The 21,783-nt window shown below is 61.0% G+C and carries 22 protein-coding genes; 3 read left to right on the top strand and 19 right to left on the bottom strand.

Annotation, left to right across the window (positions count from 1 at the left end):
• The first annotated feature begins 418 nt into the window (after positions 1–418).
• A complete protein-coding gene (locus tag BFQ01_RS07490; protein ID WP_065924812.1) occupies positions 419–1,225 on the top strand; it encodes a c-type cytochrome in 807 nt (268 codons plus the stop codon).
• 28 nt (positions 1,226–1,253) lie between these two features.
• Here the strand turns inward: BFQ01_RS07490 and BFQ01_RS07495 are convergent, their stop codons facing one another.
• The 14 genes from BFQ01_RS07495 to BFQ01_RS07560 form a co-directional block, all read right to left on the bottom strand.
• The gene (locus BFQ01_RS07495) at positions 1,254–2,057 is read right to left on the bottom strand and encodes a transglutaminase family protein (protein ID WP_065924813.1); all 804 of its coding nucleotides are present in this window, start codon (positions 2,055–2,057) and stop codon (positions 1,254–1,256) included.
• A complete protein-coding gene (locus tag BFQ01_RS07500; protein ID WP_027603640.1) occupies positions 2,054–3,004 on the bottom strand; it encodes an alpha-E domain-containing protein in 951 nt (316 codons plus the stop codon). The genes BFQ01_RS07495 and BFQ01_RS07500 overlap by 4 nt, the downstream gene beginning before the upstream one ends.
• 4 nt (positions 3,005–3,008) lie before the next feature.
• Positions 3,009–4,418 carry a circularly permuted type 2 ATP-grasp protein gene (locus BFQ01_RS07505; RefSeq protein ID WP_027603639.1) on the bottom strand — a complete coding sequence of 470 codons (1,410 nt, stop codon included), beginning with the start codon at positions 4,416–4,418 and terminating at the stop codon, positions 3,009–3,011.
• A gap of 456 nt (positions 4,419–4,874) precedes the next feature.
• Positions 4,875–5,216, bottom strand: a complete 342-nt coding sequence (locus BFQ01_RS07510) for a ribonuclease E inhibitor RraB (protein WP_015885395.1) — start codon at positions 5,214–5,216, stop codon at positions 4,875–4,877.
• Between the two features lie 213 nt (positions 5,217–5,429).
• On the bottom strand, positions 5,430–5,666 hold the full coding sequence (locus tag BFQ01_RS07515) for a hypothetical protein (RefSeq protein ID WP_027603638.1): 237 nt from the start codon (positions 5,664–5,666) through the stop codon (positions 5,430–5,432).
• Positions 5,667–5,769: 103 nt separating this feature from the next.
• A complete protein-coding gene (locus tag BFQ01_RS07520) occupies positions 5,770–6,375 on the bottom strand; it encodes an START domain-containing protein (RefSeq protein WP_027603637.1) in 606 nt (201 codons plus the stop codon).
• 41 nt (positions 6,376–6,416) lie between these two features.
• A complete protein-coding gene (locus BFQ01_RS07525; RefSeq protein ID WP_017527406.1) occupies positions 6,417–6,671 on the bottom strand; it encodes a YkgJ family cysteine cluster protein in 255 nt (84 codons plus the stop codon).
• A gap of 162 nt (positions 6,672–6,833) precedes the next feature.
• Positions 6,834–7,325, bottom strand: a complete 492-nt coding sequence (locus BFQ01_RS07530) for a hypothetical protein (protein WP_027603636.1) — start codon at positions 7,323–7,325, stop codon at positions 6,834–6,836.
• Between the two features lie 104 nt (positions 7,326–7,429).
• On the bottom strand, positions 7,430–8,869 hold the full coding sequence (locus BFQ01_RS07535) for an aminotransferase-like domain-containing protein (RefSeq protein ID WP_017527404.1): 1,440 nt from the start codon (positions 8,867–8,869) through the stop codon (positions 7,430–7,432).
• 271 nt (positions 8,870–9,140) lie between these two features.
• Positions 9,141–9,956 (bottom strand): OmpA family protein, encoded by an 816-nt coding sequence (locus BFQ01_RS07540; RefSeq protein WP_065924814.1) that lies wholly within the window; start codon positions 9,954–9,956, stop codon positions 9,141–9,143.
• Positions 9,953–10,315, bottom strand: a complete 363-nt coding sequence (locus BFQ01_RS07545; RefSeq protein ID WP_027603634.1) for a DUF4398 domain-containing protein — start codon at positions 10,313–10,315, stop codon at positions 9,953–9,955. Before BFQ01_RS07545 ends, BFQ01_RS07540 begins: the two co-directional genes overlap by 4 nt.
• Before the next feature lie 9 nt (positions 10,316–10,324).
• Entirely contained in the window at positions 10,325–11,140 is an 816-nt protein-coding gene (locus BFQ01_RS07550; RefSeq protein ID WP_065924815.1) for a substrate-binding periplasmic protein, read from the bottom strand.
• Positions 11,141–11,224: 84 nt separating this feature from the next.
• Positions 11,225–12,154, bottom strand: a complete 930-nt coding sequence (locus tag BFQ01_RS07555; RefSeq protein WP_065924816.1) for an electron transfer flavoprotein subunit alpha/FixB family protein — start codon at positions 12,152–12,154, stop codon at positions 11,225–11,227.
• Positions 12,155–12,156: 2 nt separating this feature from the next.
• Positions 12,157–12,906, bottom strand: coding sequence for an electron transfer flavoprotein subunit beta/FixA family protein (locus tag BFQ01_RS07560; protein ID WP_065924817.1), 750 nt, complete (start codon positions 12,904–12,906; stop codon positions 12,157–12,159).
• A gap of 533 nt (positions 12,907–13,439) precedes the next feature.
• On the opposite strand from BFQ01_RS07560, the gene BFQ01_RS07565 reads away from it, so the two are divergent.
• Positions 13,440–15,104, top strand: coding sequence for an electron transfer flavoprotein-ubiquinone oxidoreductase (locus BFQ01_RS07565; RefSeq protein WP_027603630.1), 1,665 nt, complete (start codon positions 13,440–13,442; stop codon positions 15,102–15,104).
• A gap of 80 nt (positions 15,105–15,184) precedes the next feature.
• Here the strand turns inward: BFQ01_RS07565 and BFQ01_RS07570 are convergent, their stop codons facing one another.
• Entirely contained in the window at positions 15,185–16,078 is an 894-nt protein-coding gene (locus tag BFQ01_RS07570) for an AraC family transcriptional regulator (RefSeq protein ID WP_027603629.1), read from the bottom strand.
• A 222-nt stretch (positions 16,079–16,300) separates the two neighbouring features.
• Between BFQ01_RS07570 and BFQ01_RS07575 the strand changes: the two genes are divergently transcribed.
• Complete coding sequence (locus tag BFQ01_RS07575; protein WP_065924818.1) at positions 16,301–17,353, top strand: NAD(P)-dependent alcohol dehydrogenase; 1,053 nt, start codon at positions 16,301–16,303, stop codon at positions 17,351–17,353.
• Positions 17,354–17,535: 182 nt separating this feature from the next.
• On the opposite strand, the gene BFQ01_RS07580 is transcribed toward BFQ01_RS07575, so the two are convergent.
• The 4 genes from BFQ01_RS07580 to BFQ01_RS07595 form a co-directional block, all read right to left on the bottom strand.
• A complete protein-coding gene (locus BFQ01_RS07580) occupies positions 17,536–18,339 on the bottom strand; it encodes an IclR family transcriptional regulator (RefSeq protein ID WP_027603627.1) in 804 nt (267 codons plus the stop codon).
• An 87-nt stretch (positions 18,340–18,426) separates the two neighbouring features.
• Complete coding sequence (gene araH, locus BFQ01_RS07585; protein WP_065924819.1) at positions 18,427–19,392, bottom strand: L-arabinose ABC transporter permease AraH; 966 nt, start codon at positions 19,390–19,392, stop codon at positions 18,427–18,429.
• A 19-nt stretch (positions 19,393–19,411) separates the two neighbouring features.
• On the bottom strand, positions 19,412–20,911 hold the full coding sequence (araG, locus tag BFQ01_RS07590) for an L-arabinose ABC transporter ATP-binding protein AraG (protein WP_065924820.1): 1,500 nt from the start codon (positions 20,909–20,911) through the stop codon (positions 19,412–19,414).
• On the bottom strand, positions 20,908–21,783 hold an 876-nt coding region (locus BFQ01_RS07595; protein WP_065924821.1), incomplete at its 5' end, for a substrate-binding domain-containing protein. The genes BFQ01_RS07595 and araG, both read right to left, overlap by 4 nt.

The following is a 21,783-nucleotide window of genomic DNA, read 5'->3' on the forward strand; positions in this document are numbered from 1 at the left end:
TGAAATGGGTCTAAGCCGCGCAGAACGAGGGCTCTAAGGTTCAATCAGTAAGAAGTTGCTGCCGGGTTTTGCTGGAGCAGCTGTAAGAAAAGCGACACGTCACATTGCGATACTCATATTCAACGGCACGCATTTGACGCTCAGGAATAACAACAAAAGGCAGTCAGCCATGTTTAAACATTCGAAAGTACGTCAGGCAGGACTTATTCTGTTCGCCACCACATTGATTCTGATCTTGCCCAACTTGACCAAGGTCATTGGGTGACCTCTTCTTGAGCCTGTTCTTACCTCAGGATTGCCGCTTTTGGCAGCACCTGCCGGGACTTCGTGCATAGCGATCCTGTTGCAGGGGCTGCCTTTTTATCTGCACTTTTCCGCTATCGTGGGCCCTATCGCCACTTAACACGGGGCCGCCGTCTTGAAACCGATCTTCGCATTCCTTGCCTTGTTGCTCGCCCTGCCCGCTTCGGCGGCGCAATTGACCGTCGAGCTGGATCACAGCCGCAAGACCTGGCAGACCGCCGACCTGCTCAAGCATCCGGACGCGCAGACAGTGCAGGTCGTCGATGACGTTTCCTACAAGCGCAACATGACCTATCGCGCAGTACCGCTGGCAGTGCTCCTGCCGGGCCTACAGCCCGATAATCATCTGCAAGCCGTTGCCCTGGATGGCTTCGCCGCCGAACTGACGGCTGCACCGTTGCTGCAAAAAAACGGTGCCCGCGCCTGGCTGGCCGTGGAGGACCCGGCCCACCCATGGCCCCCATTGGCAGACGGCAAGCCGAGTGCCGGGCCGTTCTACCTGGTGTGGACCGATCCGCAGGCCGGGCATATCAGCCCGGAGCAGTGGCCGTTCCAGATCTGCGCGATCAAGCAGTTGAAGACGGTGGCCGAACGTTTTCCGGCGCTGCTGCCCGACCCGACGCTGGCTGCGAATGATCCGGTCAACCAGGGCTTTGCGCTGTTCCAGAAGAACTGCCTGGCCTGCCACCGCCTCAATGGCGCCGGCGACGCACAGGTGGGGCCGGACCTGAATGTTCCCTACAACCCTACGGAATATTTCAGCGGCGACTTCCTCAAGCGCTATATCCGCGACCCGCAGAGCCTGAGGCACTGGCCGCAGGCAAAGATGCCAGCGTTCGCCGCCAGCGTGTTGCCTGACAGCGAGCTGGAATTGCTGGTGGGGTACTTGAAGCATATGGCGGGGCGTAAACAACACCCCTGAACCCAGCCTGATCTCGGTGGCGAGCGGGTTATTGCTGCTGGACCAGGACCACCGGCGTCGGCGCCACGAACACCTTGGCATGCATCTGCTCATGCCCTCCGCCACGGCGCATGCCGCGTACCGGGCAAGCGTCGAGGTAGTCCAGGCCCACGGCCAGTTTCAAATGCCGCTCCGGCCGGGCCAGTTGGTTGGTCACGTCAAAGCTGTACCAGGCGTCATCCAGCCAGGCTTCGGCCCAGGCGTGGCTGGCCAGGTGAGTACTGTCTTCCGTGTACAAATACCCCGACACATACCGCGCAGGAATGCCCAGGCTGCGCGCGCAGGCCAGGAACGCATGGGTATGGTCCTGGCATACCCCCCCCCGCCCTGCGAAGGCCTGGGCGGCGCAGGTGTCGACTTCGGTGGCGCCGGGCGTGTAGACCATCGACTGGTTGAGGGCGTGCATCAGGTCGATCAGGGCCGTGCGATCACGACGCTGGTGGCAATGCTGTTGCGCAAAGGCGCGCAGGGCGTCGTCGGGCTCGGTCAGGCGGGTGCAGCGCAGGAACGGAAAGGCTGACTGGCTCTCGTGTTCAGCCTCACGCAGCTCATCGATATCCACCTGGCCACGGGCGCCAATGATGATGGCGTCGTGGGGTTCGTCCAGGGTCAGCACGTGCAGGATGTTGCCGAACGGGTCGATCTGCGCGCGCACCGGGCGAGGCAGGTCCAGTTGCCAACTGAGCACATGCTGGCGCTCGCTGTCGTGGGGCGTGAGGCGCAGGTACTGGATGCTGGCGCGTACCTGGTCTTCGTAGTGGTAGGTGGTTTCGTGGCTGATGGAGAGTCTCATGCGGCCTCCAGGTAGGAACTGTAGATGGCGTCGCCCAACTGGCGGACCAAGGGGATAAAGTCGGTCAGCCAGGCGTGCAGGCCTTCCTCGAGGATTTCATCGATCGCGGTAAACCGCAGGCGCGCGTCCATCTCGGCAGCCAGGCGCTGGGCCGGACGGCCGTTGATGCCGGGCAGGCTGGCGAGGATCTGGTCGATCTCTTCGCTGCAGGCCCGCAGGGAGCGCGGTACATCGGCGCGCAACAGCAACAGCTCCGCGACTTGCCGGGCACCTGGGGCGTCGCGGTAGATCTCGGTGTAGGCCTCGAACGACGATAACGCGCGCAGCAAGGCACTCCATTGATAGTAGGCGTGGGCGGTGCCATCGGTAACGGCTTCGGCCTGGTCGCCGGCCATTTCATAGCGCGCATCCAGCAGCCGCAGGGTGTTGTCGGCGCGCTCGATAAACGTACCCAGCCGAATAAAACGAAAGGCGTCATTGCGCATAATGGTGCCGTAGGTCGCCCCCCGGAACAGATGGGAACGCTCCTTGACCCACTCGCAGAACCGGCTCATGCCGTAGCGGCTGAGGCCCTGCTGTGAGATTTCGCGAATCTCCAGCCAGGTTGCGTTGATGTTTTCCCACATGTCGGCAGTAATTCGCCCACGCACAGCATGGGCGCTGGCCCGCGCGGCACCGAGACAACTGTAGATGCTGGCCGGGTTGGCCGCATCCAATGCGAAGAAATGCAACAGGCGTTCGGCGTGCAATTCGCCGTGGCGCTCGCGGTAATCATCCAGCGTGCCGGTGATCAACAGCGGCATGGCCAGTTCATGCAGGCCATCACCGCGCCCATCCTGGGGCATGAGCGACAGCGAATAGCTGACATCGAGCATGCGCGCGAGGTTTTCCGCGCGTTCCAGGTAGCGCGACATCCAGTACAAATCCGAGGCAGTTCTACTCAACATGGCATCAGTCCTCGACCACCCAGGTGTCTTTGGTGCCGCCGCCCTGGGACGAATTGACCACCAGCGACCCCTCACGCAGCGCGACACGGGTCAAACCGCCGGGTACCACACGGGTTTCCTTGCCGGACAACACGAACGGGCGCAGATCAATATGGCGCGGCGCAATGCCGTTTTCGACAAAGGTCGGGCAGGTGGATAAACACAGGGTTGGCTGTGCGATATAGGCGTGGGGCTTGGCCTTGATACGCGCGCGGAAGGCTTCGATTTCCGCGGCCGTGGACGCTGGCCCCACCAGCATGCCGTAGCCGCCGGAGCCCTGGGTTTCCTTCACCACCAGGTCCGGCAGGTTGGCCAGCACGTGGGACAATTCGTCGGGCTTACGGCACTGGAAGGTGGGAACGTTCTGCAGGATCGGTTCTTCATCCAGGTAAAAACGGATCATCTCGGTGACGAAGGGGTACACCGACTTGTCATCCGCCACCCCGGTGCCGATGGCATTGGCCAGCACCACATTGCCCGAGCGGTACGCCGCCAGCAGGCCGGGCACACCGAGCATGGAGTCCGGGTTGAAGGCCAGCGGGTCGAGGAATGCGTCGTCGAGGCGACGGTAGATCACGTCCACGGCTTTGGGGCCGTCGGTGGTGCGCATGAACACACGGTCATCGCGTACGAACAGGTCCGCGCCTTCCACCAACTCCACACCCATTTCCCGGGCTAAAAATGCATGCTCGAAAAACGCGCTGTTGAAGCGCCCCGGGGTCAGTACCACCACGCTGGGATTATCCAGGGGGCTGGCGCTTTTCAGGGTATCGAGCAGCAGGTTGGGGTAATGATCGATCGGCGCGATGCGCTGGGCCGCGAACAGCTCGGGGAACAGGCGCATCATCATCTTGCGGTCTTCGAGCATGTAGCTCACGCCGCTGGGTGTACGCAGGTTGTCTTCCAGCACGTAGTAGGTGCCGTCGCCGTCGCGTACGAGGTCGACTCCGGAGATGTGGGAATACAGGTCGCGGTGCAGGTTCAGCCCCTGCATTGCCAACTGGTATTGCTCGTTGGCCAGTACCTGTTCGGCGGGAATGATCCCGGCCTTGATGATGCGTTGTTCGTGATAGAGGTCGGCGAGAAACATGTTCAGCGCCTTGACCCGCTGGATGCAGCCACGCTCGACCATCCGCCATTCGCTGGCGGGAATGCTGCGGGGGATGGTGTCGAACGGAATCAGGCGCTCGGTACCCTGCTCGTCGCCGTAAAGCGTGAAGGTGATCCCGGCACGGTGAAACAGCAAGTCGGCTTCGCGCCGGCGCTGGGCCAGCAGTTCAGCGGGGGTGTCGGCCAACCAGCGGGCGAACTCGCGGTAGTGAGGGCGAACCTGCCCTGCCCCATCGTACATTTCGTCGTAATAAGTGCGGATCATGCCGTACTCCTTGTCACCCGGACGCAAGAACCATCGCAAGGCCCGTGCCAGCGGCATAAACACTTAAAAATCAGTGAGTTGAATATAAGCAAAGACCTGATCGCACCGTCCTGGTGCGCGGAATCCCCACTGCACTGCCGCACGCTTCATGGCAATGCAGGCTTTGGCTATCAACAGCATAGTCAGAGTTGATTTCACTGCCCGTGCAAGCCTGCGGATAATTCTCCCCATCCGCTGAACAGGACACGTCCTACAGCCTTACCCATCCCGCACTCGGTACCTTGAGGCTCGTGTACTGACCGGCTCCTACGGTCTTCCCTTTCAGCCACCCTTTTCGGGTGGCTTTTTTTTGGGTGCAAGAAAGGGCAACGCAAGTTCCGCAAACCTTCACGCAACCTATACAAAATCGGCCGACCCTAAGGTCAGCCGATACGCTGCGTTGCTCATACAGTCGTGCTACATGGGTAACCCACGCACCTCCTGCTTCACGCCCCATCCTTCGATGATCCCTCCAAGCGGCTCGACCACCGCTTCAAAGTCTTGCTCGAAGTCTCCTATGCCGTCGTAGGTTGCGAACATGATCTTGCTCAGTTCCAGGTACCAGGCGCCATCGTCGCGCGCACTGACCTGGGCATTCAGGGACTCGCCACGAAATTCACCCGCAGCCCTGCGCGCCCGTTCCTCATCCGGGAAAATGGCGTAGAACTCAATGGGGTGGAACCGTGAAAAGTCGAAACCGCCTTCTTTCATGCGGCGCAGAACGTTGGTGCTGATGTCTTCTTGATAGGCTGTGCTCATGAAACGTCCTCCTCAAACCGATGGATAGACTTTCCGTGCTTCCCAAAGCCCGCGCGCTGACGGCGCGGGTACCACGGCAACAACATCACCACGGGAAAACAAGCATGTAGCTGACAAGACCAGACCTTAGCGATTCATTCGCTGATCTCACTTGCAGAGTAGCGCGAAGCTATCACCTCCACCAGAGGTGCTTGAATGGCATACAGGAAATGTTCAGGCGGCGGGAGAGATGTCGAGGATTTGAATACTGTTCTGGTCTTTGAGGATCTTGACCGTTGGCTCGGGCTTGCGGCCCTCAAGGTCGTTGAGGTCCAGTTCGGCGGCCACGGGCACCAGCTTGTTGCGGATCATGTGTGCCGCATCTTCGAGGCTGGGCTTGTGCTCGCAGGTGAACTGCTCCACGGACTGTACGCCGTGATCATCAACGAAGGTAATCTGCCACTTTTGCATCGGTGCCTCCTCGATAAAACCCATGTGTGGGCTTACCTCTATCTGGACCTTGAGGGCTCGGCAAACGTTCCACTCAAGTCAGGAAGCACCGGATCAAGCACAGTTATTTTTCAGCGTGTTCCTTCAAGGCTTTCAGGGTGTTGAACGGCGCTTCCACCACGAACTTGTTGGCCAGCCACGACGGCACGCTGCCGCCTGGCTCGGTGTGTACCTGGTAGGTGACTTCGGTCTCATTGGCGCCTTTAGGGACCAGTTTCCAGAAGCCCTCGACCTGAGCGACTCGCACGTAGCCTTTTTCTTCGGGCTTGTAGGTCGGCACGCCCTGCAGCTTGCGGGTTACGCTGCCGTCGGCGTCCTTGGTGGTGGTGACATGGATGTATGAATCACGATCGGTCACCGGGAAAGGCGCCTTGAACTGGGTGTAGGTCCAGGCCTCATCGCCTTTCTTGTCCACCAGCTTCTGGGATTTGCACTCATGAATCCACGAGCAGGCACCGGCCACATCTTCCTGCAGGGCCTGGATCCTGGCGACAGGCGCCTTGATCACGGTCACACCGCGATACGCCTTGTATTTGGAGCCGGCGACTTCGCTCAGGGACACTTTGATACCGTCTTCATCCTTGGCAACCTGCCAATCCTCTGCCTGGGCAGTGGCAGCAAATACCAGGGTAAAACCGCACAGCACAGCCATTCGTTTCAGCGAACCCATTGTTGTATTCCTTATTGTTGAAGTTCCGATAGTAAAGCCCCTCAAGCCGCCGTCATCTGCTCCCACCAGCCGATCAACCGGATCGCATCGGCCTGGTCGGTGCCGCAGACATCGATATCCGCCTTGAAATCACTGCACACCGCCGGGCGCTCCGGCTGGCCGAACAGTTGGCACAGCTGTTCGACCGACAGGTGCAGGCAGCGTTCGCCCGCCGGTTTGCCATTGGGCATCCCGGGTAACGGCGAACTGATGGAGGGGGCGATGCAGCAGGCGCCACAGCCTTCACGGCAATTCATGACCAGCAGGTCCTCGACGACTCAATAGGGACGGCCGGGCTAGGGTACGCCCTTAAACAGTCGTTTTAAAATGGGTTAACAGGGGTTTTTCGCACAAAACAAAAGTGACCGACCAGTCTGCGACAAATGGTCGACGGCCTGCGTCACTTTGTAGGAAAAAGTTTACTGTTTGAACTCGAATTCCAACGCGGCACCTTCCACTTCACGGCGCTCTTCGTTGCGCAGTTGCAGCTTCATCTCATTGCTGAGCAAACGGCCGTTGATCTGGAACGCACTGTTGTCGGTGGGCTTTTCACCGAACATCGGCGGCAACAACGGCACGCTCTTGGGCTTGGGCACGGTACCCAGGGGCTGCAGATGCCTGACCATGTCCGAAGGCAGGGACAAATCCAACTGTGCCGGTGGCAGTTTGGTCTGTGCCACTTCCTGGGCTGACTTGGATTTTTTCGCCGTCGACGCACGTTTTTTCGCCGTGGCGGTTGGTTTTTTCGCGACGGGGGCTTGCTTGGCGGGGGAAGGTTTTTTTGCCGGGGCATCCTGCCGGGTATTGGCAGCGGGCTTGTTTTCAGCCACGGGTGCCGCCGCCAGCGCTGTGCCGACGTTACACAGGCTTAACAGGCCAATCACCAAAGCAGCGCGAACAATCGAGGTCATATTGCCTACAGCATTAACGGCAGAGGGCCATATGCTCGCTTGTTGTGCGCGGCATGACAAGCGCGGTGATCAGCCAGCTATCGGCGCTGCGCCTTTTCGGCGCCTCAAAAGCCGGCTGCGGTTTCCTGGCATAGCTGGCTGGCCAGCATCCCCAGGGTCATCAGCGCACGCTCTGCTTCGCGGTTCCACGGTGTGCCGCAGTTAAGGCGAATACAGTGGTTGAACTGCTCGGTATTGCTGAAGATCAAGCCCGGCGCAATGCTGATGCCCTGTTGCAGGGCGCGCACGTGCAGTTCCTGGGTATTGACCCGCCCTGGCAAACTGACCCACAAGATAAAGCCGCCCGTCGGACGAGTCATCTGGGTGCCTTCCGGGAAATACTGCTGCACCGCCAGTTGGAAGGCGCTGAGATTCTTGCGGTATTCCTGGCGGATGTAACGCAGGTGCCGGTCGTAGCCGCCGTTCTCCAGATACGCTGCCACGCCCATCTGGGTGACGCTGCAGGCCGAGTGGGTGCTGAACATTTGCAGGCGCTGGATTTCCTGCTGGTACTTGCCGGCGATCATCCAGCCGATGCGCACACCCGGCGACAAGGTCTTGGAAAAGCTCGAGCAATAAATGACCCGGTCCAGGCGATCATAGGCCTTGAGGGCCTTGGTGCGGCCGAGTTCGAACATCAGTTCGCCGTAAATATCGTCTTCGACAATCTGGATGTCGAAATCCGAGGCCAGGCGCAGCAACTGTTTCTGCCGTTCCTCGGGCATGGTGCCGCCCAGGGGGTTGCTCAGGCGCGTGGTCAACACCAGGGCCTTGATCGACCATTGGTTGGCGGCCAGTTGCAGGGCTTCCAGGCTCATGCCGGTGGACGGGTCGCTGGGGATCTCGATGACCTTGAGGCCCAACAGGTCGGCCAGTTGCAGCAAGCCGTAATAGGTCGGCGATTCAGCCGCGATCAAGTCGCCGGGGCGTGTCAGCACCCGTAGCGACATCTGCAAGGCGTCAACACAGCCGTGGGTGATCACCACTTCGGAGGGGTCCACCACCACGCCGGCGTCACGCATGCGAATCGCCACCTGGCGACGCAGCGGCTCGAAACCGGGGCTGAACATGTAGCTGAAGGCACGTGGGCTCTGGAAGCGCGTGACCTTGGCCAATTGCTGGTGCAGCGCCCGTACCGGCAGATAGTCGACGCTCGGCACGGCGGCGCCCAGGGGAAATACACCTTCGCGGCGCGACTCGCCCAATACCTGCTGGATAATGCTGCTGCGGGTGACCAACCCCGGGCGCTCGACCCGCGCGATGTCCGGCGTGGGCGCCGTGAGTGCTGGTGTCTGGTGCACGTAGTAACCGGACTGCGGCCGTGCCCGGATCAGCCCCTGGTCTTCCAGGTTGGCGTAGGCCTGCAATACCGTAGCGTGGCTGACATTGAGCTGGGAGCTCATCTTGCGCACCGAGGGCACGCGCTCGCCAGGTTGATAGACACCGCGACGGATGTCCTCAGCCAGTTGCTGGGCGATACGTTGGTAAAGCAACAGATTGGTCATGACGCAGCACTCGATTTCACGGGTATTTTATTTTTGTGTGAAACATACCAGCACAGTTTAGAAGTGTACGGGGACAGTTGCCACAATAGTCGAGCGCGCGCGGGAGTGACAGTAAAAACTGTAAGGTGAGTGGAGAGAATATTCAGATGTATACAGAACAATGTGGGAGGGGGCTTGCTCCCGATGACGGAGTGTCAGTCGCCGAAAATAGTGACTGATCCACCGCTATCGGGGGCAAGCCCCCTCCCACCCTTTTGATTTGCGCAAGGCTTCAGCGAGCGGCACCCAACTGGCCCTTCTCGTCGGAGAACACTATTTCCACGCGACGGTTCTGCGCGCGGCCACGCTCGGAGGCGTTGGCTTCCACCGGGTACTGGTCGCCGTAGCCTTCAACCTGGATGCGCTTCTCATCGATCCCCAGGTCCACCAGCACATCGGCCACCGACTGCGCACGATCACGGGACAGTTTGAGGTTTTCCTGCTGACCACCGGTATTGTCGGCGTACCCCTCGATGCGCACCACACGCTTGGGGTTCAGTTGCAGGAACTGCACGATTTTCAATACGGTGCGGTTCGCCGAGTTTTTCAACTCCGCTTCACCGGTATCGAACAGCACGTCGCCCAGGGTCATCACCAGGCCACGATCGGTCTGAGTGGTGGTCAGGCTGGCGATCTGTTCTTCGAGCCATTTACCCTGCTGCTGCACGCTGATCAGCTTGCTTTCACGCAGGGCCAATTGCAGGCGCTGGCGTTCCAGTTCGAGCTTGGCGGCACGCTCTTCGTTAAGTGTCTGCTCGGCGTGTTCGCGGGCGATGGCACTGTAGCGCTGGCTCAGGTAGGCGTAATGCACCACGTCGGCACCGCTGCCCCAGTAGCTGGACAAGCGGTCGGCCCGCGCCAGGGATTCACCGGCGCGGATCACGTCCTTGGGTGCGATACGCAGCACGTTGGCGTCTTCCTTGACCTTCTGGAAGTCGCTGCCCGCCTGTTGCAAGGCCTGTTCGCCACTGGGGTGGCTGGCACAACCGCCCAGTGCCGCACTGCCCAGCAGCACGGCACAGCCCAGACCACGGATCATCGGGTTCATTGGGCTTCTCCCAGCTGCAATTGCTTGCGCAGGCGCGTGATGCGGGTATTGAGCACGTTCAGTTGTTCCTGGCTCTTGCGGGTCAGCACCTGGGCTTCGGCCAGGCGCGCATCCAGCTCGGCCTGTTCGGCCTGCATGCGCGCGTCCTTGTAGGATTGCTCGGCCATGTCGGCCTTGGCCTGGGCGAATTTGTCTTCGGCCAGTTTCAGTTCGGGTGATTCATCGGCGCTGGCGCCCACGGCGTTGGCTTGTTCCAGGGCTTGCTGGGTGAGGCGAATTTGTTCATTCGGCGCAGGATCGGCTGCACATCCCGCCAGAGCGACAACGGCGAGGGCCGCGAAAAAAGGTCGAAGAGTCACTGAAAATCCCTACTTTGTTGGGGTGCCGACGGGTTGTTGCAATTGCGCTTTCCAACGCTCCAGATTGCGCTGCAGCGCGGCTTCCGTCACACCAGACCCGGGCAATTCTGTCATCTTTTTGGCCAGCTGTCCGCGCAGCCACGGATCATTGCAGGCCGAGTTGTGGGAAATCGCCAGGTACAGGCCGGGCTGATCGACGGGCACGTCGCGGGCCACCAGGTCATTGCTCATCCCTAACGTCTGGGCCATGGCCATGCCGGAGTAACGCCCGGCCAGCACGTAGTCCACTTCCCCCAGCAGCAGTTTCTGGAAGGCCGGGGTCAACGTGGGCAGGCGTTGCAGGGTCAGTTGCTGGCCGGCGAAGGTTTCAAAGTCGCGGCTCAAGCGCGCACGTTCCGACACTGCACCCTTGTGGCCATGCAGGTCCGCCGCCGTGGAGTAGGCCAGCGCCGAATCCTTGCGGGTCCAGACCAGATAATCGAGCTGTACCAGCGCGGGGTGGATGTAGTCGAGGGTTTCCAGCTCGCCAAGGTTCAGCGGTGCATCGGCGAGGATGTCCATGCGCCCGCTGCGCACTTCGTCCAGGGCCAGGGAACGCTTGCCGCCGTAGAGCAGGTCGATTTTCAACCCAAGCTCCTTGGCTACCTGTTGCAAGACATCGGCGGTGGCGCCGATCAGGTGCGTCGGGTCTTGGGGGTCGCGCCACAGCAGCGGCGGTGCATCCGGGCTGCCGGTGATCACCAGGCGATCACATGTGCCGGCTGCCTGGGCCAGGCTCGGCAGCAGCGTAAGTCCCAGCAGTACGGCCCAGGGGCGCAGTTCCATGGCGGTTTCTCCGGCGTTCAAAAAAGCCCGGGCCAAAAAAAGCCCGGTCACTAGACCGGGCTCTTTATAAGTGAAGCGGCTGGATTAGACCAGCTTCTCCAACTCGGGTACGGCTTCGAACAAGTCCGCCACCAGGCCGTAATCGGCCACCTGGAAGATCGGTGCTTCTTCGTCCTTGTTGATCGCGACGATCACTTTGGAGTCCTTCATACCGGCCAAATGCTGGATCGCGCCGGAGATACCGACAGCGATGTACAGCTGTGGCGCAACGATCTTGCCGGTCTGGCCGACCTGCATGTCGTTGGGTACGAAGCCTGCGTCGACGGCCGCGCGGGAGGCGCCGACCGCAGCGCCGAGCTTGTCGGCCAGGGCGTACAGGTGCTTGAAGTTGTCACCGTTCTGCATGCCACGGCCGCCGGAAACGACGATCTTGGCAGCGGTCAGCTCAGGGCGATCCGACTTGGCCAGTTCTTCGCCAACAAAGCTGGAAGTGCCAGCGTCGTGGGCAGCAGAGACGGCTTCAACGGCAGCCGAACCACCTTCAGCGGCAACCGGGTCGAAACCGGTGGCACGCACGGTGATGACTTTGACGGCAGCGGTCGATTGCACGGTGGCAATCGCGTTACCGGCATAGATCGGGCGCTTGAAGGTGTCGGCGCTTTCTACCGAGATGATCTCGGAGATCTGGTCAACGTCCAGCTGCGCGGCAACGCGCGGCAGGATGTTTTTGCCGTTGGAAGTGGCGGCAGCCAGGATGTGGCTGTAGCCAGCGCCCAGCTCTGCTACCAGGGGGGCGACGTTTTCCGGCAGTTGGTGAGCGTAAGCGACGTTGTCGGCCAGCAGTACTTTGCTTACGCCAGCCACTTTGGCTGCAGCCTCAGCCACGGCGCCAGCGCCTTGACCGGCGACCAGTACGTGGATGTCGCCACCGATTTTAGCGGCAGCAGCAACAGTGTTCAGGGTGGCCGGGGCCAGCACCTTATTGTCGTGTTCTGCGATTACCAAGATAGTCATGATTAGATTACCTTCGCTTCGTTTTTCAGTTTCTCGACCAGTTCAGCCACCGACTTGACCTTGATGCCCGCGCTGCGTGCAGCCGGCGCTTCAACTTTGACGGTCTTGTTGGTGGAGGCGGTGGAAACGCCCAAAGCATCCGGAGTCAGCACTTCGAGAGGCTTCTTCTTGGCTTTCATGATGTTTGGCAGGGACGCGTAGCGCGGCTCGTTCAAACGCAGGTCGGTGGTGACGATGGCCGGCAGTTTCAGGGAAACCGTCTGCGCGCCGCCGTCGATTTCGCGGGTCACGGCAACGTTGTCGCCGCTCACTTCGACTTTCGAAGCGAAGGTGCCCTGGCCGTAACCGGTCAGTGCAGCCAGCATCTGGCCAGTCTGGTTGTTGTCGCTGTCGATCGCCTGTTTGCCAAGGATCACCAGTTGAGGCTGTTCCTTGTCGACAACGGCCTTGAGCAACTTGGCCACGGCCAGGGAGGTCAGCTCTTCAGCGGACTCGACCAGGATAGCGCGGTCGGCACCCAGTGCCAGGGCGGTACGCAACTGCTCTTGAGCAGTGGTCGGGCCGATGGAAACCACAACGATTTCAGTCGCCACGCCTTTCTCTTTCAGGCGTACGGCTTCTTCCACGGCGATTTCACAGAAAGGGTTCATCGACATCTTGACGTTAGCAAGGTCGACGCCGGAATTGTCCGCCTTGACGCGAACTTTCACGTTGTAATCGACAACGCGTTTGACAGCTACAAGAACCTTCATGGATTCCTCGTTACTCTCCGGTGAAAAGAAAGTCGCCTAGGCGAACCTGGCGGTTGATGCTCATCGGCACACAAGGGCACCTCCAAAAACGGCGGCGAATGACCTTGCTCACGGGAAGTGATGACCGTTCGTCAGTGGTGACTGGGAGGTCATTCTTTATCGCGGCGTGTAAACTGCGCGCCATCAATTAAACGCGCGTCACCTGTTTTGCCGTTGCCGTGCTTTTGGACGTGCTCTTGAAACCTACAGTCTGCCTACGGTCTGTGCAAAACCGACCGTATATTGACCGGAACGCCTATTCTGGTCAATACGGCAAAATGGCCAGTCATAAGCCGCGTTGCTTTGATTTACCTAGCCTGCGGGCAATTCAAACAAACGTTTGTATTGGACGCTGACAGTGGTCTATATATAATGCGCCACCTAGAGAGACAGGTGGGTCATCCCCTGCCGTTGCGCACGGCGATGACGGACACGACACCGAACCTCCACCCATTAGAAAAAAAGCCTGTTGAGCCTTGAGTAGGAGATAGCCTGTGGAACGCGAATACATGGAATTCGACGTGGTCATCGTCGGCGCTGGCCCGGCGGGCCTGTCTGCCGCCTGCCGACTGAAGCAGAAGGCCGCCGAAGCCGGTAAGGAAATCAGCGTCTGCGTGGTCGAGAAAGGCTCCGAAGTGGGCGCACACATCCTCTCCGGTGCCGTGTTCGAGCCCCGTGCCCTGAACGAACTGTTCCCGGACTGGAAGGAACTCGGCGCCCCGCTCAACACCCCCGTGGTGCGCGATGACATCTATGTGCTGCGCAGCGCCGACACCTCCACCAAGGTGCCAGACTTCTTTGTGCCCAAGACCATGCACAACGAAGGCAACTACATCATCTCCCTGGGCAACCTGTGCCGCTGGCTGGCCCAGCAGGCCGAGAACCTGGGTGTGGAAGTCTACCCAGGCTTCGCCGCCCAGGAAGCGCTGTTCGATGAAAACGGCGTGGTGCGCGGGATCATCACCGGCGACCTCGGCGTCGACCGTGAAGGCCAGCCAAAAGAAGGCGTCTACACCCCGGGCATGGAACTGCGTGGCAAGTACACGTTGTTCGCCGAAGGCTGCCGTGGGCATATCGGCAAGCAGTTGATCCAGCGCTTCAACCTGGACAGCGACGCCGACGCCCAGCACTACGGCATCGGCCTCAAGGAAATCTGGGAAATCGACCCGGCCAAGCATCAGCCAGGCCTGGTGGTGCACACCGCCGGTTGGCCGCTGGACATCATGAGCAACGAGAACACCGGTGGCTCGTTCCTCTATCACCTGGAAAACAACCAGGTGGTCGTCGGCCTGATCGTCGACCTGTCCTACAGCAACACCTTCCTGTCGCCGTTCGACGAGTTCCAGCGCCTCAAGCACCACCCGGTGCTGGCCCAGTACCTGGAAGGCGGCAAGCGCATCAGCTACGGCGCACGCGCCCTGGCCAAGGGCGGTATCAACTCGTTGCCGAAGATGGTGTTCAAGGGCGGCGCGCTCATCGGCTGCGACCTGGGCACCATGAACGTGGCCAAGATCAAAGGCAGCCACACTGCGATGAAGTCCGGCATGCTCGCTGCCGATGCCGTGGCCGAACGCCTGCTGGCCGAATCCGAAGGCGGCGATGAGCTGACCAACTATGTCGACAGCTTCAAGGCAAGCTGGCTCTACGAAGAACTGTTCGCCAGCCGCAACTTCGGCCCGGCGATGCACAAGTTCGGCCCGATCATCGGCGCCGGCTTCAACTGGTTCGACCAGAACATCCTCGGCGGCAAGATGCCGTTCACCCTGCACGATACCAAGCCGGACTACGCCTGCCTGAAGCTGGCCAAGGACAGCAAGAAGATCGACTACCCGAAACCCGACGGCAAGTTGAGCTTCGACAAGTTGAGCTCGGTGTTCATCTCCGGTACCAACCACGAAGAAGAGCAGCCGTGCCACTTGAAGTTGAAAGACCCAAGCATCCCGATCGGCACCAACCTGCCGCTCTACGATGAACCGGCGCAGCGTTACTGCCCGGCCGGCGTGTATGAAGTGATCACCCAGGAAGACGGCGAGAAGCGCTTCCAGATCAACGCCCAGAACTGCGTGCACTGCAAGACCTGTGACATCAAGGACCCTTCGCAGAACATCACGTGGGTCACACCGGAAGGTGCGGGTGGGCCGACTTACCCGAATATGTAAGCCAAGCGAGGCTCCCGAATGGGAGCCTTTTTTATGCAGTCAAACTCGGTCAACTGTGGGAGGGGGCTTGCCTGAAATGACTAGGCAGCCCGCTCTTCGCCAGGGTTACGCTCGAAGTAGCGCTTGTACTCGCGACTGAACTGCGACGTACTCTGGTACCCCACGCTGTGCGCCGCCTGCGCCACGCCCATGCCCTCCACCAGCAGCAACTGCTGAGCCTTGAGCAAGCGCAAACGCTTCAAGTACTGCACCGGCGACAACAGCGTGCAGCGTTTGAAATGCTCGTGAAACGTCGACGCACTCATATGCGCGTACCCCGCCAACGTCTCGATATTCAGCGGCTCGGCGTAATGGGCATGCAGGTGATTCAACGACGTGGCGATCCGCGAAAACTGCCCCTGCTGTTCCACCAAGGCGCGCAGCACATCGGCCTGGGGGCCACGCAAGGCGGTGAACAATAATTCCCGCACCCGCGCCGGGCCCATGATCCGGCTTTCCAGTGGATCGTGCAGGCACTGCAGCAGTCGCTCGACGCAGCCGCGCATGGCGTCATCCAGGACCACCGAACTCATCGACTCCAGGGTTTGCGCGGTCGGCGGCGGACCGGCCTGCATGCCCATGGCCATCACCAACTCACCCAGCACCACGCGGTCAATGCCCACGGTCACCCCCAGCAGCGGCGCACCGGGCGCCATGGCGAACGTCTCGCACTCGAACGGCACCGGCATCGCCTGGATCAAGTAGTGCCCGGCGCCATACTCCAGCGTACGCGGGCCCAGGTAGGCGACCTTGCTGCCTTGGGCCACGAACATCAGGCTCGGCTCGTAGATCTGCGGGCCGCGCGCTACGTCGCAACTGGCGCGCAGTACTTGCACACCCGGCAGATGGGTCGGGGAGAAACCGTCGCGGGACGTCAGCCCCTCGATCAGGGCAACCAGCGTGGCGTTGGCATCAACATGGCGGGTCAATAGCATAAAAGCAGTTCTCGGGAGTTTTCAGATCTGAGCATCAGCAAGCTTCAAGCCTCAAGCTGCAAGAGAGCACGCAGTTTATAGCTTGCGACTTGTAGCTTGCTGCTTTTAGCGGCTCCTCCGGAGCTTTAGGCATGAGACTCGGAGCAATCGCCATGGCCGCATCAGGGGGTGACGCGGAAAATGGCCCGCCTCATCTGTCCCTGCTTTTGCGAGGTTTTCGCCATGTATACCGCCATCGGTTACGCCGCCCAGTCGGCCACCACTCCCCTCGCCCCCATGTCGTTTGAACGCCGCAGCCCGCGCGCCGATGACGTGGCCATCGAGATTCTCTACTGCGGCGTGTGCCACTCCGACATCCACCAGGCGCGCAACGAATGGGGCATCGCCGTGTACCCGCTGATGCCGGGCCACGAGATCGTCGGCAAGGTCACCGCCGTCGGCGCCCGCGTGACCGCGCATAAAGTCGGCGACCTCGTCGGCGTCGGCTGCATGGTCGATTCGTGCCGCCACTGCGAAGCGTGCAAATCGGACCTCGAGCAATATTGCCTCGAAGGCCCGACCATGACCTACGCCACCCCGGACCGCGTCGATGGCAGCAACACCATGGGCGGTTACTCCGACAGCATCGTGGTCAGCGAGCACTTCGTGGTGAAGATCCCGGCCAAGCTCGACCTGGCCAGCGCCGCGCCGATCCTGTGCGCAGGCATCACCACCTATTCGCCGCTCAAGCACTACGGCGTCAAGGCTGGCGACAAGGTCGGGATTCTCGGCATGGGTGGCCTGGGCCACATGGGCATCAAGTTCGCCAAGGCCATGGGCGCGGAAGTGACACTGTTCACCCGCTCGGCGAGCAAGGCTGAAGAAGGCCGCCGCCAGGGTGCCGACCATGTGATCGTGTCCACCGATGCCGAGCAGATGCAAGCCGCCGCCGGCAGCTTCGACTTCCTGCTCGACACCATCCCGGTGCAGCACGACCTGAACCCCTACCTCGACGTATTACGCTTTGATGGCGTGCACATCCTGGTTGGCCTGATCGAGCCCGTGGACCCACCGGTCAACGCCGCCAAACTGGTATTGGGCCGTAAAGTGCTGGCAGGTTCGCTGATCGGTGGCATTGCCGAAACCCAGGAAGTCCTGGATTTCTGCGCCGAGCATGGCATCACCTGCGACATCGAAATGCTCGACATCCGCCAGATCAACGAGGCCTACACCCGCATGATCGCCGGTGATGTGAAGTACCGCTTTGTCATCGACATGGCGACCTTGAAGGCCTGAGTGCCCTCACCCCACTCCCAGTAGATACCAACACCGCGTAAACCCGTAGCAGCTGCCGAGCGCAAGCGAGGCTGCGTTGCGGTGTGTCAGATACACCGCTGACGCAGCCTCGCTTGCGCTCGGCAGCTGCTACGGGGGGCCTTCATACTATGGGTGGGAGGGCCTTCACGCTACGGGGCTGGTCAGGCCTTCGCACCCAACTCCGCTGACAGCCGCGCTGCGACCTGTTTGATCACAGGGATCAGCTCGGCCATTTTCTCCAGCGGCATGTAGGGCACGGTACTGGCGATGCTGATGCCGGCGACGATTCGCCGGCTGGCATCGCGCACCGGTGCCGCCACGCACCGGATCGACGGTTCGTTGTCTTCCAGGTCGAACGCATACCCGCCCACCACATACTCACGCATGCGCTGCTCGAACTGCGCCCAGGATTGTTCTGGATGCTGCGGCCATTGCAGGTTTTTCCCACCCGCCGGCAGGCTGGTCTCGTACAAACGCTGCCACTCTTGCACCGAGTCATCCAGCAGCATCGCCTTGCCCACGCCCGTGCGCGCCAACGGCATGCGATGGCCGACCCGCGAGCGCATTTCCGGACCGTTGCGGCCAGGGTTCTTGTGCAGGTAGAGCACGTCGTCGTATTCGCGAATGGCCAGGTGGATGGTGTCGCCGGTCAATGCCGACAGCTCATCCAGGTACGGCACCGCCAGGGTCACCAGCGGCAGCTCTTCGCGGGCCTGAAATCCCAGCTCGATCAACTTCGGCCCCAACAGGTAGCCGACTTGCGGCACCACGCGCAGGTAACGCTCTTCCACCAGGCAACTGGCCAGGCGGTGGGTGGTGCTGCGGGTGGTGCCGATGCGCCTGGCGATCTCTTTCAGATCCCGCGCACCGGCCGCCACCGCCTGCACGACGCCCAGGCCACGCAGCAGGGTCTGGGTGCCGGTGGGGGCTGCGTCTTTGACGGGGGTGTGGGCGTTTTCCTGCATATCGGGCCTATAGGTATGAAAGCGGGGGCATTATGGCAAATACCGCCCCTCAATACAGTGGCGATCCAAAGGTGGGAGGTGTTCGATCTAGCGCTGCTTCATGCGGTCGATGATGACCGCCAGCAACAGGATCGAGCCACGAATCACGTACTGGTAGAAGGTGTCGATATTCTTCAGGTTCATCGCGTTCTCGATGATCGCCAGGATCAGCACCCCGGCAATCACATGGCGGATCATGCCGATGCCGCCGCTCAACGACACCCCACCCAGCACGCAGGCGGAAATCACCGTCAGCTCGAAACCCTGGCCGATCATCGGCTGGCCCGAGGTCATGCGCGAGGCGAGGATCACCCCGGCCAGCGCGCCGATCAGGCCGTGCACGGCAAAGATGATGATCTTGGTGCGATCAACGTTCACCCCCGCGAGCAACGCGGCTTCCTGGTTCCCCCCGATCGCCATGGTGTTGCGCCCATAGGTGGTGTAGTTCAACAGCCAGCCAAAAAACACAAAGCACAGCACGGTGATGATGATCGGCACCGGCACGCCCAATAGTTGGCCGTTGCCGAACACAAAGAAATCCTCGTTCATCACTCCCACCGCCTTGCCGTTGGAGAAGATGTAGGCCAGGCCGCGCACGATCTGCATGGTCGCCAACGTCGCGATCAACGCATTGATACGCAGCTTGGCGATGACAATGCCGTTGATCAGCCCTACCACCAAACCCATGGCTAATGCAGCGGATACACCGAGCGCCACGCTGTCGGTGTCGCGAATCACGATCCCCGCCACCACACCGGCGCAGGCAATCACCGAGCCCACCGACAGGTCGAAGTGCCCCGACGCCAGGCAGAACAGCATGGTGCAGGCGGCGATGCCCACGGTGGAAATCGCCAGGCCCAGGCCACGCATGTTCAGCGGCGAGAGGAAGTTGTCGATAAACAGCGCGCTGAGCACAAAGATGCCCAATGCCGCCAGCAGCATCACCCAGTCATCGAGAAACTTGCGCTGGTTGAAACCCGGCCAGAAGCCCTTTGCAGTTTTTACCTGAGACATGCCTACACCCTCTTATTCTTCAAGCCCGCGAACGCGGGAGTGCCAGTTGCAGCAGGCGTGCTTCATCCGCTTGATCGCGGCTCAGTTCGCCGGTCAGCGCGCCTTCGCTCATCACCAGGATGCGATCGGAGATGCCCATCACTTCCATCAGGTCGCTGGACACCACAATCACCGCAATACCGCTGGCGGCCAGGTTATGAATGATCTGGTAGATCTCCGACTTGGCGCCGATGTCGATGCCGCGAGTCGGTTCGTCGAGCAGCAGCACCTTCATCGGCATCGACAGCCAGCGGCCAAGAATGGCTTTCTGCTGGTTGCCGCCGGACAGGTACATGATTTTCTGTTCAGCGTTAGGCGTTTTGACTTTCATCGCCTTGATCTGCTGGTCGGCGTTGCCCTTTTCCCAACCGTCGCGCAACAGCCAGCCAAACGACGCATGGGCGCCACGGGCACTGATGTTGATGTTCTCGGCGACGCTTGCGAGCGGGAGGATGCCCTCCTTCTTGCGGTCCTCGGGGCACAGCAGTACACCGGCGGCGATGGCATCACGCGGTGAGCGCAGTGTCAGTGCTTCACCGCAGAGCTCCAGGCTGCCGGCGCTGGCGCGTTCCAAGCCGCTGAGCAAACGGAACAACTCCGTGCGCCCTGCCCCCACCAGGCCGAACAGACCGAGAATCTCGCCCTTGCGCACCTCAAAACTGACCGGCTCACGCAAACCCGGACCCAGCAAACCGTCGACCTTGAGCGCCACCTCACCGTGCTCGCGCGGGCGGTAGTCGTAGATGTCCTGGATGTCGCGGCCGACCATGCAGGTCACCAACTGGTCGTGGGTCAACGCGCTCATGTCGTCGAAGGTGCGCACGTAACGGCCGTCCTTGAACACCGTGACCGCGTTGCAGATGCGGAACACCTCTTCCATGCGGTGCGACACGTAGAGCACCACTTTGCCCTCGTCCCGCAGGCGCGTAATGATCGCCATCAAGCGGTCGATCTCCCGCGCCGACAGGCTGCTGGTCGGTTCGTCGAAGGCAATCACATGGGCGCCACGGGACAGCGCCTTGGCAATTTCCACCAGTTGGCGCTGGCCCAGGGACAGGCGCCCGAGTTTTTCCTCGGGGTCGATTTCATCCGCCAGGCCCTTGAGGCAAGCCAGGGCCTGCTTGCGCAACAGGCCCCGGTTGACCACGCCGAAGCGCGAGGGCAAATGCCCGAGGAACAGGTTTTCGGCGACGGTCATTTCCGGCACCAGGTGCAGCTCCTGGTGGATCACCGCTACGCCGCTGGCGATGCTGTCGGCGGCGCATTTGAACGCCATGGTCTGCGCGCCGATCTGCACCGTGCCGCTGCTGGGAATATAGGCGCCGCCGAGGATCTTCAGCAGCGTCGACTTGCCCGCACCGTTCTCGCCCATCAGGGCGTGCACCTGCCCCGGGTGGGCGGTGAAGCTGATGCCGTCCAGCGCCTTGACCCCGGGAAAGGTTTTGCCGATAGCGTCGAAACGCAGGGCCGCCGCCGTCATTTCCACAGCCCGATCTTGGTCAGTTCTTCCTGGAAGTTGGCGCGGGTGATCAGGGTCACTTCATCCATGGCCGTGTATTTAGGCGGCTCAGTGCCTTTGGTGACCCACTCGTACATCATCAGCGCAGTGTTGTAGCCTTCGATGTGCGGGCTTGGCAGCATCGAGCCGAAGAAGCCGCTGTTGGCTTTCTTCAATTCGCCGATGGCGTCGGTGCCATTGATGCCGATACCGATCACGTTGGCGGCGGCGAAACCGGCGCTTTCAGTGGCGCGCACGCCGCCGAGCACGGTGTTGTCGTTCATGCCGCCGATGATCAGGTTTTTCGCGCCGCTGGGCAGCTTGACCAGGGCCGAGTTGGTGGCGTCCATGCTGCCGGGGACGTCGAGGGTTTTCAGCGCGGCGGTGAGGATGTGGTCCTTGGGAATGCCGGCTTCTTCCAGGGATTTGATCGAGCCATCGGTGCGTTTTTTGCCGGTGTCGAGTTCATTGAAGGTGTTGATCACCGCGTAGGTGTCCTTCCAGTCCCAACCGCGTTTTTTCGCTTCGGCGGCCATGGCGGCACCTTGTTTCTGGCCCACTTCAAACGCGGCCATGCCCAGGTACGGCACGTCCTCCATGAAGTTGCCCTTGGCGTCGACAAAGCGATCATCCACGGCAATCACTTTCAGGCCATTGGCCTTGGCCTTGGCGACGATGGCCGGGCCCAGGGACACATCCGGCGGGCAGATCACAAAGCCCTTGGCGCCGTTGGCGGCCAGGCTGTCGATGGCCGAGAGGGTTTTCTCGCCATCGGGCACGGCGATCTTGATCACGGTAAAGCCATGTTCCTTGCCGGCTTTTTCGGCAAAGGCCCATTCGGTCTGGAACCACGG

This window comes from Pseudomonas sp. 8 R 14 (assembly GCF_900005955.1).
GTDB lineage: Bacteria > Pseudomonadota > Gammaproteobacteria > Pseudomonadales > Pseudomonadaceae > Aquipseudomonas > Aquipseudomonas marginalis.